The 12,571-nt window shown below is 57.4% G+C and carries 11 protein-coding genes and 1 tRNA gene; 6 read left to right on the top strand and 6 right to left on the bottom strand.

Going from position 1 to position 12,571, the window contains the following annotated elements:
* Positions 1 to 36: 36 nt before the first annotated feature.
* Positions 37 to 1,077, bottom strand: a complete 1,041-nt coding sequence (pyrC, locus tag MRBLMR1_RS15035; RefSeq protein WP_148148337.1) for a dihydroorotase — start codon at positions 1,075 to 1,077, stop codon at positions 37 to 39.
* A gap of 248 nt (positions 1,078 to 1,325) precedes the next feature.
* Between pyrC and MRBLMR1_RS15030 the strand changes: the two genes are divergently transcribed.
* On the top strand, positions 1,326 to 2,249 hold the full coding sequence (locus MRBLMR1_RS15030; RefSeq protein WP_148148338.1) for a tetratricopeptide repeat protein: 924 nt from the start codon (positions 1,326 to 1,328) through the stop codon (positions 2,247 to 2,249).
* A 4-nt stretch (positions 2,250 to 2,253) separates the two neighbouring features.
* Here the strand turns inward: MRBLMR1_RS15030 and MRBLMR1_RS15025 are convergent, their stop codons facing one another.
* The 4 genes from MRBLMR1_RS15025 to MRBLMR1_RS15010 form a co-directional block, all read right to left on the bottom strand.
* A complete protein-coding gene (locus tag MRBLMR1_RS15025; RefSeq protein WP_148148339.1) occupies positions 2,254 to 3,294 on the bottom strand; it encodes a 4-hydroxyproline epimerase in 1,041 nt (346 codons plus the stop codon).
* 222 nt (positions 3,295 to 3,516) lie between these two features.
* Positions 3,517 to 3,593: transfer RNA gene (locus MRBLMR1_RS15020), tRNA-Arg, on the bottom strand.
* A 135-nt stretch (positions 3,594 to 3,728) separates the two neighbouring features.
* Complete coding sequence (locus tag MRBLMR1_RS15015; RefSeq protein WP_148148340.1) at positions 3,729 to 5,225, bottom strand: sensor histidine kinase; 1,497 nt, start codon at positions 5,223 to 5,225, stop codon at positions 3,729 to 3,731.
* Positions 5,226 to 5,374: 149 nt separating this feature from the next.
* Entirely contained in the window at positions 5,375 to 7,387 is a 2,013-nt protein-coding gene (locus MRBLMR1_RS15010; protein WP_148148341.1) for a methyl-accepting chemotaxis protein, read from the bottom strand.
* 477 nt (positions 7,388 to 7,864) lie between these two features.
* On the opposite strand from MRBLMR1_RS15010, the gene rpmH reads away from it, so the two are divergent.
* The 4 genes from rpmH to yihA all read left to right on the top strand — a co-directional run bounded on the left by rpmH (position 7,865) and on the right by yihA (position 11,003).
* Positions 7,865 to 7,999, top strand: coding sequence for a 50S ribosomal protein L34 (gene rpmH / locus MRBLMR1_RS15005; protein ID WP_112458319.1), 135 nt, complete (start codon positions 7,865 to 7,867; stop codon positions 7,997 to 7,999).
* A 24-nt stretch (positions 8,000 to 8,023) separates the two neighbouring features.
* Entirely contained in the window at positions 8,024 to 8,416 is a 393-nt protein-coding gene (rnpA, locus tag MRBLMR1_RS15000; RefSeq protein WP_148148342.1) for a ribonuclease P protein component, read from the top strand.
* A complete protein-coding gene (gene yidC / locus MRBLMR1_RS14995) occupies positions 8,416 to 10,221 on the top strand; it encodes a membrane protein insertase YidC (RefSeq protein ID WP_148148343.1) in 1,806 nt (601 codons plus the stop codon). The genes rnpA and yidC overlap by 1 nt, the downstream gene beginning before the upstream one ends.
* A 134-nt stretch (positions 10,222 to 10,355) precedes the next feature.
* Entirely contained in the window at positions 10,356 to 11,003 is a 648-nt protein-coding gene (gene yihA, locus MRBLMR1_RS14990; RefSeq protein ID WP_210297746.1) for a ribosome biogenesis GTP-binding protein YihA/YsxC, read from the top strand.
* A gap of 16 nt (positions 11,004 to 11,019) precedes the next feature.
* On the opposite strand, the gene MRBLMR1_RS14985 is transcribed toward yihA, so the two are convergent.
* The gene (locus tag MRBLMR1_RS14985; RefSeq protein ID WP_148148345.1) at positions 11,020 to 11,397 is read right to left on the bottom strand and encodes a hypothetical protein; all 378 of its coding nucleotides are present in this window, start codon (positions 11,395 to 11,397) and stop codon (positions 11,020 to 11,022) included.
* Positions 11,398 to 11,660: 263 nt separating this feature from the next.
* Here MRBLMR1_RS14985 and argB point away from each other — a divergent pair, with 263 nt between their 5' ends.
* On the top strand, positions 11,661 to 12,548 hold the full coding sequence (gene argB, locus MRBLMR1_RS14980; protein WP_148148346.1) for an acetylglutamate kinase: 888 nt from the start codon (positions 11,661 to 11,663) through the stop codon (positions 12,546 to 12,548).
* Positions 12,549 to 12,571 lie beyond the last annotated feature (23 nt).

Here is a 12,571-nt window from a genome sequence, read left to right as displayed (position 1 = left end):
GAATAAATATCAAACCGGCAGAAACAACCAGTAATTTCAGTCCACGACATTCCAGAAGATTTGGAAACCGGGATCGAACACGGTGATTGCACCGGCGCCGGTATCACATTTTGCAGGAAACTCGACCTGCACGTCCTGCTTCTCAAGCGTGATCTTTTCTTCGTTCGGCTGCAGCCCGTACCATGCCGGACCATTCAGCGATGCGAAGGCTTCCAGCTTTTCCAGAGCATTATCCTGCTCGAAAACATGGGCAAGGCAGCTCATCGTGTTCACCGAAGTATAGATGCCGGCGCAGCCACAGGCACATTCCTTCAACGGGTCGACATGCGGCGCGGAATCTGTGCCAAGGAAGAAACGATGGTCCCCGGATGTCGCAGCGGCCCGCAAGGCTAGGCGATGGCTCTCGCGCTTGGCGACCGGCAGGCAGTAATAATGCGGGCGGATGCCGCCGACCAAAATGTCGTTGCGGTTGATGATCAGGTGATGCGTAGTGATCGAGCCTGCAAGGTTCGCCTTGGACGACTTGATGTAGTCGATACCGTCCGAGGTGGTGACATGCTCCATCGTTACCTTCAGTTCCGGAAGCCGCTTGCGCAGCGGATCAAGCACCGTCTCGATGAACACCGCCTCGCGATCGAAGATGTCGACTTCGGGCGTCGTGACCTCACCATGCACGCAAAGCGGCAGGCCGATCTTCGCCATGCGCTCGAGAACCGGCATGGCCTTTTCCAGATCACGCACGCCGCCATGGGAGTTGGTCGTGGCGCCCGCAGGATAGAGCTTCACGGCAGTAATGAGACCGCTCTTCTTGCCTTCCTCCACATCATCCGGGTTCGTATGCTCCGTGAGATAGAGGGTCATCAGCGGCTCGAACCTATGCCCTTGCGGCAGGGCAGCCATGATACGTGAGCGATAAGCTGTGGCATCGGTCGTGGTCACGACCGGGGGAACGAGGTTCGGCATGATGATCGCACGGGCAAAGTGACGGCTCGTATCGCCGATCACGCCCTCCAGCACTGCGCCATCCCGCAGATGGAGATGCCAATCGTCGGGGCGGCGAATCTGGAGCGTTTTCATGGAGCTGTTCCGCTAAGTGTTTTGGGGATGCCGATCCCGCTTAACATCAAAGCAGACGCAAAGACAATCTCACGCCCATTCCGAGAACACCGGAACATCCAATCGATGCCGACAATATCACGCTAAACTTCACGAAATCGTGCGGATTACAGAGGCTCTGAAAGGACACTCGATGCGAATACGCGGAACAAGCACACGAGTGCTGCGTTCATTAAGCAATCTGAAAGTGTTTTGAGTCGGAGCGAACAATGAAATCCCGGACTCTGAAAGTCAACAAGGGTTTTGCGATTACCACAGGTGCCGCTGTCGCGCTTCTCGCGCTGACTGTCTCACCTGGTGCTGCCGAGCGCAACAACCTCCTTCTTGCCTCGGCGCAGCAGGGTGATTGCGATCGCCTGGCAGGCAGCCCTTACGACCAACAGCGCAACGGCGATTTTGCGCCTGTCAACATTGCCGACATAGGAAATCAGGCCGTTCAGGCATGCCGTATCGCTTTCGATACGACAGGGAACCCGCGTTTCGCGTATCAGCTGGGCCGCGCGCTCAATAGCGTCGACCAGCCTGATCAGGCGATGAGTGCCTACAGCACGGCGGTAAAGGATGGTTACGCGGCTGCCATGGTGAACTATGGCATGCTTATGGGTCGTCTCGGCGACGACAAGGCGGAGTTTGCGTATTATCAGCAGGCTGCCGACAGCGGCAATACACTTGCCGCCTATAATCTCGGCGTTGCCTATCGCGATGGTCTGGGCACGCAGCCGGATGTCGACAAGGCGCTTCAATGGTTCGAGAAGGCTGCCGCTGACGGGGATGACACTGCCGCGTTTAATATCGGTGCCATCTATGACGAAGGCCAACTCTTGGAGGCCGACGACCAGACCGCAATCGCCTGGTACGATCTTGCTGCGCAGCGCGGCAATACTGACGCGATGATCAACCTTGGCATCATGTATGAGACTGGCGAAGGCATTACGGCCAATGCAGAAAAAGCTGCCGAAATGTATCGTCAGGCTGCAGAAAAAGGCGATATGTTCGGCGCTTCCAAATACATGCAGTTCCAAGAACTGGGTGTTGTGCCTGCTCCCAACCAGCAGGGCGTGGAGGGCGTAAGCTCGCTGGTGCTGAAACAAGGTGATGTCGAAGCGCCTGCCAAGATCGGCAGCGAGATCTGATAGATCAGATTATCTCGCCGGCGGAAGGTCCCCAAACGTCGGTCATTGCAAAACCATCGGCCAACGGATCGAACGGGTCGAGTGCGACCTGATGCAGGCCGAAGGTAAATCCTCGACCGGCGATGGTCGGGATGATGGCGGGCTTTCCCGCAACCTCGGTTTCGGCGGAAAGTCCCACTTCGAACTGCGTCCCAATAATCGATCGTGACAGGAACATATCACCCACCGCCACCTTGCCGCGGGCGTGCAACGTTGCCAGATTGGCGGAGTTGCCTGTACCGCATGGCGAACGATCAGCCCTGCCCGGCCACATGGTCGTGCAGGTACGCACCGTGCCATCGGCTTCCGTATCGCGGAACATCACATAAGCGACGCCGGAGATTGCCGGGATTTCCGGGTGCGCCACAGGGATCTGGCGGTTGATCAGATCCTTCAAAATCATGCCGGCCTGCACGAGGGAAGCGGCATTCTTCTTTTCGATGGTGAGGCCGATCTGGGATACGTCGACGAGACCGTAAAAAATGCCGCCATAGGAAATGTCGAGCGTGATCTCGCCCCATTCCGGCGTCTGAAGCTTCACGTCCAGCTCATGGACGAAGGACGGGACCATTGTGAGCTTCACCTTTTCGCACCGGCCGTCGCGGCAAGTGGCGACAGCCCGTACGAGGCCGGCCGCCGTTTCCAGCGTGACGACGGTTTCCGGTTCCTTCATCTCGACGATACCGGCTTCCAGAAGAGCCGTGGTGGCGCAGATCGAATTGGAGCCCGAGCTTGCATGCGCCTGATCCGGTTGCAGGATGATGAAGGCAGCATCCGCATCCGGATGTTTTGGCGGCAGGAGAAGATTGACGGAACCGATCGGGGTGCCGCGCGGCTCAAGGCAAAGGAAGCGGCGCAGTTCCTGCCCCTTGGGATCGGAATTCATCCATTCAAGCTGCTCGGCGACGGTATTGCCGGGAATTTTCGGGACGCCACCGATCGCCACACGGCCGATCTCGCCTTCCGCATGAACATCCAGCAACTGGATCGTACGCTTCCATCTCATGACATCCGACTCCGAACAGACAAAAGCCGCTTGAAACTGCTGCAACAAGCTGACTGATTCACAGGTCTATTCTGGATAGCGCACGCGGTGTGTTCTGCCCATCGGGCAGAGGGAGAAACGAGAGGAATTTTCACAGGGAGCTGAATGAAGCGAAATACACTGCGTCAGGCGGAGGAACTCTTTGCCGCATGCAATAGCATCGGTATTTCAAAGAAAAAAGAATGGCGCACCCGAAGAGATTCGAACTCCTGACCCCCAGATTCGTAGTCTGGTGCTCTATCCAGCTGAGCTACGGGTGCGTCTGTCAGCGGTGTGTTCCGCTGGCGTGGCGATCCTCTAAAGGGTGCCGAGAAGGATTGCAAGCGATTTTCCCTGGCTTGATGTCATTTTATCTTCGTAAATTCATCAAGCCGTTGTTTTCAAATAATAATTACTCACGCCCTGGCGCGATAGTCCTCCAAAGAGACCGGACGGTCGGGAATTTCGATACGGAATTGCGTGCCCGGACCTGGTTTTTCAACGAGCGCGATCGTACCGCCATGCGCCAGCACCAACTCGCGCGCAATGACCAGCCCCAACCCTGTTCCGCCAGAACGTGCAGAGCCCCTGAAGGCCGAGAAGAGATTCTCCCGCGCCTTGCGCGGCATGCCCGGCCCGGTGTCATCAACGGTGATGCTGACAACGCTGCCGAGACGATGTGCCGTCAGAGTGACCCGCCGCACAGCTTTCGGATCATTGGCATCATGCGTGAGCAACGCCTGGACGGCGTTACGGCACAAATTGTGGACCACACGGAAAATCTGCTCCCCGTCGCAATCGACCTCCACGCCTTCCGAGATCTGTTCGACGAATTCTATGCCCGAGTCAGGATCGATGGCCAGCATGTCACGCACTTCCTGGCACAGGTCGGTCAGGTTTACCCGTCGGCGGCGCGGGGCAGCTTCCGATGCCTGACCATAGGCTAGGACCTCATTGGTGTATCCGACGGCCCTGTCGATGGTGCGTAGCAGTTTTGGCGCAAAACTTCTGACCATCGGGTCTTCGACATCCGTCAGGCGGTCCGACATCAATTGAGCGGAAGCAAGGATGTTGCGCATGTCGTGATTGATCTTCGATACAGCCAGACCAAGATCGGCAAGGTTCTTCTGTTGCTTCAACGTCCTTTGAAGCTCGACCTGCATTGCTGCAAGATGCCGCCCTGCGACGGCCAGCTCACCGCGAGAACGATCGGCGGAGAAAACCCGGGAAGGGTCATCGGGCCGCTCTGAAAAAAGTTGCATATTGTGCGTCAGCCGCCGGATCGGTGAAATCATCATACGGTTGATCGCGAGGAAGATAAGCACTGCCGTAATCAACGAAATCAGCAAGGAGATGAGAAACATCATCTTCGAGTAGATCAGCATATCCTTGCGAAGGGCGTTATCAGTCATGACCAGTTCGATGATCATATCGCTTTCACCAACCGGACCGAAAACACGCATCACCCGGTTGCCACCGAAGACAAGCGTATCCAGCGCATCACGCATCGAGCCTAGCAGAGACGTGTGAGCAAGATCGTATTGGGCATCGATCTCCGGCGGAACCTCGATTGCGGCCAGAAGCCGGGACGTTCCATCCTTGCGCAACGCGATGACCTTTGTTCCGGTCGCCAGCAGCGTGTCGTCTTGCACGGCGCGCGGCAATTCGGCGGGCTGCAACCCGTCGATCACGATGCCCGCCGCGGCGGCAGTATCCAGGCGATCACGAAGCCAGTTCATGCGCATGCTGGAGATTGACGGCATGAAAATCAGGATTTCTGCCATCATGACGAATATGACCGTCAGCCAGAGCAACCGCCCGGAAAGACCGCGCAGGATGGTCGGCATCGGCTCCGGTCCGGCGCCGTCCGGCCATGTCCCCTGCTGTTCCGAGGTGTGAACCTCGCTATCCATACGGATCTCCAATTTCAGCCACGGGTTTCAACTCCGCGTGTATGCGACCATTTTACCGCGTCACCAAGATTTGAACACCCCGCGCAAACGCAAAAGGCGGAGGCAAAAGCCGCCTCCGCCTTAAATTTCGGTAATGTTCAGGCTGGAATTCAGAATTCTTCCCAATCAGCAACGCTTGCCGCTGCTTTGGCCGAGCCACCTCCGCCCAAGGCACGGCTGAGAGCTGCGGTCAGTTTTCTTGCCGGGGAAGCTTGCGGGCGATGAGAGGCTTCGGCCGGCACGAGACGAGGCAAGCGGCTATCTTCCTCGGCAATCCTGAAGTGCGATACAAGATGATAAAGTGCGTCGGCTTCGGTAGATAGCTTGCTGGTCGCAGCAGAACTTTCTTCAACCATGGCGGCATTCTGCTGGGTGACATGGTCCATTTGGTTGACCGCGGTATTTACCTCGGCAAGACCGGTCGCCTGCTCCTTCGATGCCACGGCGATCGAATGGATGTGGTCATTGATGCGGCTGACGCGCGCTTCGATTTCTGACAGGGCTGCTCCGGTCTTCTGAACCAGTTGAACGCCGCCTGCCACTTCCTCGCCTGACTTGCCGATCAGCGACTTGATATCCTTCGCCGCACTGGCGGAGCGTTGTGCGAGTTCGCGGACCTCCTGGGCGACGACGGCAAAGCCCTTGCCTGCTTCCCCGGCCCTCGCCGCTTCCACACCCGCATTCAGAGCCAGAAGGTTGGTCTGGAACGCGATCTCGTCGATCACATTGGTAATCTGGGCGATCTCACGCGAGGCCTGCTCGATTCGTCCCATCGCTTCAATGGCATTGCGAACGACCGCGCCGGACTGGATCGCGCTTTCCTTCGCCTCGCCGACCATGGTGGTCGCTTCATTGGCCCGCTCGGTCGAGGTCCTCACGACGGAGGTGATCTGATCGAGAGCGGCCGACGTTTCTTCAAGGGCTGCCGCCTGCTGCTCGGTGCGCTTCGACAAATCGTTAGCGGCGCTGCTCAGTTCGGACGCGCCGTCATTCATGGCGCCGGTGGCATTGCGCACCTTACCCATGGTGGACTGAAGCGTCTGCATCGTACCGTTGACGTTTTCCTGCAGTTCGGCAAACGCGCCCTTGAAATCTCCCCGCATGCTGTCGGTGAGATCGCCATCGGAAAGGCTTTTCACGACGCGGCGCGTTTCCGATACCCCGGCATCGATGCTTTTGACGAGCTGGTCGATATTGCGGGCCACACGGTCAAGGCTTTCGACACCCCATTGCTTATCAATGCGACAGGTGAAATCGCCCTCGGCTGCAGCTTGGACAACGGCAGACATACGCGTCTGCAGATCGTCACTCTTTGCCTTCAAACCCGCCTCGGCATCGGTCATGCGGGCAACTTCCAGGCCGTTCGTCTTGAAGACTTCGACGGCTGCGGCCATGTCGCCAATTTCGTCCCTGCGGCCAGAAAATGGCACGGCGGCATCATAATCACCGTGAGCAAGGCGCCCCATCGAAGATGTCAGCTTAAGGATAGGACCGCTAATCTGGCTGCGTCCAAGATAAAGGCCAAAGCCTAGGCCACCGCCGACACCGAGAATGGCAACGAGAAGAACGGAGTAGAAGATCAGGTTACCGAAGGACGTCATCTCTGCGCTTAACACGTCCAGTTCGGCAACATCTGAGGCAACGACCTTGTCGATCTCCCCCTGATAGGCTTTGCGGTTTGCGCGGTTGGCGTCGTTGTTACCCTGAACATTGGCAGCCTGCGGCCCTTCAGTCGCGCCGAGGCGCACCGTTTCGGTGCGGAATGCCTTGAACTCTGTGAAACCTGCCGTGAGCTTGTCGAATTGCGCCTTCTGCGCTGCTGGAACGACAGCGGCCCAATCGGCAATCAGCTTTTCCATGTCGGCGAGACTTTTCGTCACGCCTTCACCAAAAGGCTTGGCGGATGAGACATCCTTCGCCGCATACATACCGCGAGCGTCCATAACCACCGCGGTCACCAGGCGGTTGAGCCGCTCGCCCTTGTAGACGCGATCAGCGATATTAGCGTAGGCGCTCTGCTTGTCATGGTATTCGCTCACCGCGAATACCGACAATCCGGCAATTGCACATGCGACAAGGCTCATCAACCCTACGAGAAGGTTGATCTTTACTCCAATTTTCACGGTAACGCCCTCCAAAGACACCAGAACAGCGCCAAGATCAGCCGCTATTCTTGATGACTGTGAAAATTAGCATAAAATCGTTAATAATGGCTGATCGAAAGCACCACCCGACTTTAGACGCGCAAGCAAAATTCTCCCGCTCGCATGACTTATTTCGCGATATATTTTCTCACGACTTGAGCCATTGCCCACAACATAGAAAAAACTTCGCCAAAAACACAACCAAAGAAACTACGCCTGACGCGAACTATATTAATAATTGCATTCGCAATCGCTTAAATAATGGATGGCAAAACGGCGGCTTTCCGGTCATCCGGGGCTTGCGGATTGACTTTCGGGCTTAACCTGAACTATATGCCCGCGCGCTCAGGCAGCGGCTCGCAACCTGCATATCCGCATGCCAGCGCATTTTCCGAAACGCTCTTGCTTCGATAGAGGCAATCTTCAAGAAGGGCCGCACACCGCGGCATTAAAAAAATGAAGCGTACCTACCAACCGTCCAAGCTTGTTCGCAAGCGTCGTCATGGTTTCCGTGCCCGCATGGCTACCAAGGGTGGCCGCAAGGTTCTTTCGGCTCGTCGCGCACGCGGCCGTGCCAGTCTGTCGGCCTAACGGCCGACTTGCCCGGACCGGGCAGTGACGACGAGTAAAGACAAGAAAAACACTGTCGGGCGGCTGAAAAGCCGGCCGCAGTTTCTTGCTGTTCGGAAAGGCGAAGCACGCCGCGGGAGAACCTTTCTCCTTGAAGTTCTCGACCGCAAGCAGCCCGATGAGCCGCCACGTGTCGGCTTCACCGTTACCAAAAAGCACGGAAACGCCGTCGAGCGGAACCGGATGCGCCGGCGCCTGAAGGAAGCGGTGCGCAAATCCGCCGGATTTGCAATGGAAAATGGACACGACTATGTGATCGTCGCGCGCAGGGAGGTGCTCGGCATTTCCTTCTCAAATTTGACCGAACAACTTGCAGCACGGATTGAAGGCAGGCAAAAGCCCAAGTCTGTCTCAGGAACCTCCTCCAGGAAAGCATGATGGAAAAAAACCGAAATTACTTCATCGCGATCGGCCTATCGGTCGTCATCGTCCTTGCCTGGCAGTTCCTTTATATGAACCCGCGCATGGAAGCGCAGCAGCGTGCCGCTGAAGCCCAGCAGGCACTGCAGCAGCAGCAAGCCGCGCAAAACCCGACCCCCTCGCCGGAAAACGCCGGTGCTACCGCGACGACCGGCAACCTTCCGGGTGCAGGTCAGGCCGAAGCGACCGCGACACGCGAACAGGCGCTTGCCAAGTCAGAGCGAGTCGAAATCGACACTCCGGCCGTTTCCGGCTCGATCAACCTGACCGGCGCGCGCTTCGACGACCTGAAGCTGCGCGAGTATCACGAGACCGTCGATGACTCGAGCCCGCTCATCACGCTCTTCTCGCCCTCCGATACCAAGGAAGGCTATTTCGGCGAAATCGGCTACATCGGCAGCGACACGAGCGGACAGACGCCGGGTCCCGGCACGAAGTGGACACTCACCAGCGGCCAGAAGCTGACCACGACCACACCGGTGACGCTTTCCTTTACCAACGACAAGGGCATCGTGTTCAACCGGACGATTTCGATCGATGATCACTATATGATCACCGTATCGGACAAGATCGAGAACCCGGGCTCTGAAGCCGTAACGCTCTCGTCCTATGGCCGCATCACCCGTAACAACAAGCCGGTCACGCCGTCCGTATGGGTCATTCATGAGGGCTTCCTCGGCGTTTTCGGTTCCGACGGCAGCCTGAGCGAGCATACCTATTCCAACGTCGAAGAAGATGCAGTCACGAGCGCCAAGGCAACCGGCGGCTGGCTTGGCATTACCGACAAATACTGGGCCGCGACGATCGTACCGCCGCAGGCATTGCCTTATGAAGGCCGATTCACCCACTTCACCGATGGCCAGCCGCGCTACCAGGCTGACTACAAGAGCGATGCGCTGACCATTCAGCCCGGCCAATCGACTGAGCTGAAGAACATGGTTTTCGCAGGCGCCAAGCGCGTTCCGCTCGTCGACCGCTATGCCGAAGAATACAAGATCCCGCATTTCGACCTCCTTATCGACTGGGGCTGGTTCTACTTCATCACCAAACCGATGTTCCAGCTGATGGACTTCTTCTTCCGTCACGTCGGCAATTTCGGTGTTGCGATCCTTCTGACGACCATCGTCGTGAAGCTGATCTTCTTCCCGCTGGCCAGCAAGCAGTATGCTTCGATGGCCAACATGAAGCGCATGCAGCCAAAGATGGAAGAGCTGAAAGCCAAGCACGGCGACGACCGCATGGCGCTGCAGCAGGCAATGATGGCGCTCTACAAGGAAGAGAAGATCAACCCGATCGCCGGCTGCTGGCCGGTGCTCCTGCAGATCCCGGTCTTCTTTGCGCTATACAAGGTTATCTACGTCACGATCGAGATGCGCCATGCACCGTTCTTCGGCTGGATCCAGGACCTTTCCGCGCCGGACCCGACCTCGCTGTTCAACCTGTTCGGTCTTCTGCCCTACGACGTGCCGCACTTCCTGATGATCGGTGTCTGGCCGCTCGTCATGGGCATCACGATGTTCCTGCAGATGCGCATGAACCCGACGCCGCCTGATCCGACGCAGCAGATGATCTTCAACTGGATGCCGCTCGTCTTCACCTTCATGCTGGCATCCTTCCCGGCCGGTCTGGTGATCTACTGGGCCTGGAACAACACGCTGTCAGTCACGCAGCAGGCTGTGATCATGAAGCGCCATGGTGCCAAGATCGAGCTCTTCGACAATCTCAAGGGCCTATTCAAACGAAAGCCTGCGACAAGCAAGTAAATCAGCAAAACCCCGGCATCGACCGGGGTTTTCTTTTGAGGGCGGTATGGCGCATCTCACCCGAGATGCTTGACATCTGACGCCAAAACCCGGATGCGATCTATTTTCCAGAAGATGCAGAGATAGAAAAACGAATGACCACCAACGACAAGCCTCTGTTCGGTCGCCCCTGGATCTTCATCCGTGGTGTGCCTTCGATGAAGTTCCTGCCGCCGGAAGGCCCTCTGGAAGTTGCCTTCGCAGGTCGTTCCAACGTGGGCAAATCATCGCTCATCAATGCTCTGGTTGGCCAAAAAGGCTTGGCGAGAACCTCCAACACACCCGGTCGGACGCAGGAACTGAACTATTTTGTACCGGATGGATATTCGGGTCAGGAGGGCGACCTGCCGCCAATGGCTCTCGTCGACATGCCGGGCTATGGCTATGCGCAGGCGCCGAAGGAAATGGTCGATAACTGGACGAAACTCGTCTTCGACTATCTGCGCGGACGTGCGACGCTGAAACGCGTCTATGTGCTGATCGACAGCCGCCACGGACTGAAGAAAAACGACGACGACGTTCTGGACCTGCTCGACAAGGCCGCCGTATCCTATCAGATCGTGCTGACCAAGACCGATAAGATCAAGGAACCGGCCGTGCCGAAGCTGATCGAGGAAACGCTGGAAAAGATCCGTAAACGTCCGGCCGCGTATCCGTTCGTTCTTTCCACATCATCGGAGAAAGGAAAGGGGCTGGACGAGTTGCGAGCTGCGATTGGCGAGGCCGTAACGCTGACAATCTAAACGCCGGCGGGCATGCTCAGAGTGCAAGCCATCCCGACTGGAAAGCCGCGTAGGTCACGATACCGAAAACCAACATCACGCACATTGCACGCCAGAAGCTAATCGAGTTCCAGCATCTTCCTGCAACGGCTAGTTCGCGGCTGAAGCTTCTCTTTGACACAAGAATCGGAAAATGTGCCTGAAGCCTAAGTCGCGCTTTGGGATCGTTATACGGCTCGTCGTAATCCGAAAGATTGTCTTCCCACCGCCGGACCGTTGCCGCAAAAGAGGGATCGCGGGCCATACGCTCCTCGATGCCCCGGCGAGCCTCGGGAGGCAATACGCCCAACACATATTCGCCCGCGAGAACTTGATCTCGTGAACGGTCACTTTCGCTCTGGTTCGGAGTCGTCATAAGTCGCGCGATCTTTTTCCGGTGTGTGTTCTGTGTCTTTTTATTTGGGTACGCAAACAATGCACGAACACCAAAACAGGGTCGGCTTCTCGTTGTCTTCTGTCAACACGCCCGGCATCACTAAACGGTGGGTAACGCGCCTGCGCAATGCGTCATAAAGACAGCAGGGCCACGACGCGATCATTCCGAAAACTTTGTAGTGATTATTCCTTCTGACAAAAACTTGCGCTAAAAGCGCCCCACCTTTGATGTGAGGGATTTTCATGACGACGTCGGACAGCGAACTCCAGGCCAAACTCCTTGCTCAGGCTCTGCCTTACATGCAGCGCTATGAGAACAAGACGATCGTGGTGAAATATGGCGGCCACGCGATGGGCGACACCGAACTTGGCAAGGCTTTCGCCGCCGATATCGCGCTTCTCAAGCAGTCAGGCGTCAACCCGATCGTCGTGCATGGCGGCGGCCCGCAGATCGGCGCGATGCTGACGAAGATGGGCATCGAATCGAAGTTCGAAGGCGGTCTTCGCGTCACCGACGCCAAGACGGTCGAGATCGTCGAAATGGTGCTTGCCGGCTCGATCAACAAGGAAATCGTCGCGCTGATCAACCAGACCGGCGAATGGGCGATCGGCCTGTGCGGCAAGGACGGCAACATGGTCTTCGCCGAAAAGGCGAAGAAGACCGTCATCGATCCCGACAGCAACATCGAGCGCGTGCTCGATCTCGGCTTCGTCGGCGAAGTGGTCGAGGTCGACCGCACGCTGCTCGACCTGCTTGCCAAGTCCGAAATGATCCCGGTCATCGCACCGGTCGCTCCGGGCCGCGACGGCGCGACCTACAATATCAATGCCGACACGTTTGCGGGTGCGATTGCCGGTGCGCTGCATGCAACCCGCCTGCTGTTCCTCACCGACGTTCCGGGCGTGCTCGACAAGGACAAGAACCTGATCAAGGAACTGACCGTCGCGCAGGCGCAGGCGCTGATCAAGGACGGTACGATTTCGGGTGGGATGATCCCGAAGGTCGAGACCTGCATCGACGCGATCCGCTCCGGCGTCCAAGGCGTCGTCATCCTCAACGGCAAGACCGCCCATTCGGTGCTGCTCGAGATCTTCACCGAACGCGGCGCCGGCACGCTGATCGTGCCCTGATCCCCCACGGGATCGAATGATGA

Source organism: Neorhizobium sp. LMR1-1-1.1, from assembly GCF_040675795.1.
In the GTDB taxonomy this organism is placed as follows: Bacteria; Pseudomonadota; Alphaproteobacteria; order Rhizobiales; family Rhizobiaceae; genus Neorhizobium; species Neorhizobium cellulosilyticum.
This window is presented reverse-complemented; position numbering and strand designations above follow the sequence as displayed.

What these genes read in the sequence shown, in the direction of transcription:
- argB (WP_148148346.1), top strand. Translation starts at nt 11,661, where the DNA reads ATGACGACGTCGGACAGCGAACTCCAGGCCAAACTCCTTGCTCAGGCT.
- MRBLMR1_RS15025 (WP_148148339.1), bottom strand. Translation starts at nt 3,294, where the DNA reads ATGAGATGGAAGCGTACGATCCAGTTGCTGGATGTTCATGCGGAAGGC.
- yihA (WP_210297746.1), top strand. Translation starts at nt 10,356, where the DNA reads ATGACCACCAACGACAAGCCTCTGTTCGGTCGCCCCTGGATCTTCATC.
- pyrC (WP_148148337.1), bottom strand. Translation starts at nt 1,077, where the DNA reads ATGAAAACGCTCCAGATTCGCCGCCCCGACGATTGGCATCTCCATCTG.
- yidC (WP_148148343.1), top strand. Translation starts at nt 8,416, where the DNA reads ATGGAAAAAAACCGAAATTACTTCATCGCGATCGGCCTATCGGTCGTC.
- MRBLMR1_RS14985 (WP_148148345.1), bottom strand. Translation starts at nt 11,397, where the DNA reads ATGACGACTCCGAACCAGAGCGAAAGTGACCGTTCACGAGATCAAGTT.
- rpmH (WP_112458319.1), top strand. Translation starts at nt 7,865, where the DNA reads ATGAAGCGTACCTACCAACCGTCCAAGCTTGTTCGCAAGCGTCGTCAT.
- MRBLMR1_RS15015 (WP_148148340.1), bottom strand. Translation starts at nt 5,225, where the DNA reads ATGGATAGCGAGGTTCACACCTCGGAACAGCAGGGGACATGGCCGGAC.
- MRBLMR1_RS15030 (WP_148148338.1), top strand. Translation starts at nt 1,326, where the DNA reads ATGAAATCCCGGACTCTGAAAGTCAACAAGGGTTTTGCGATTACCACA.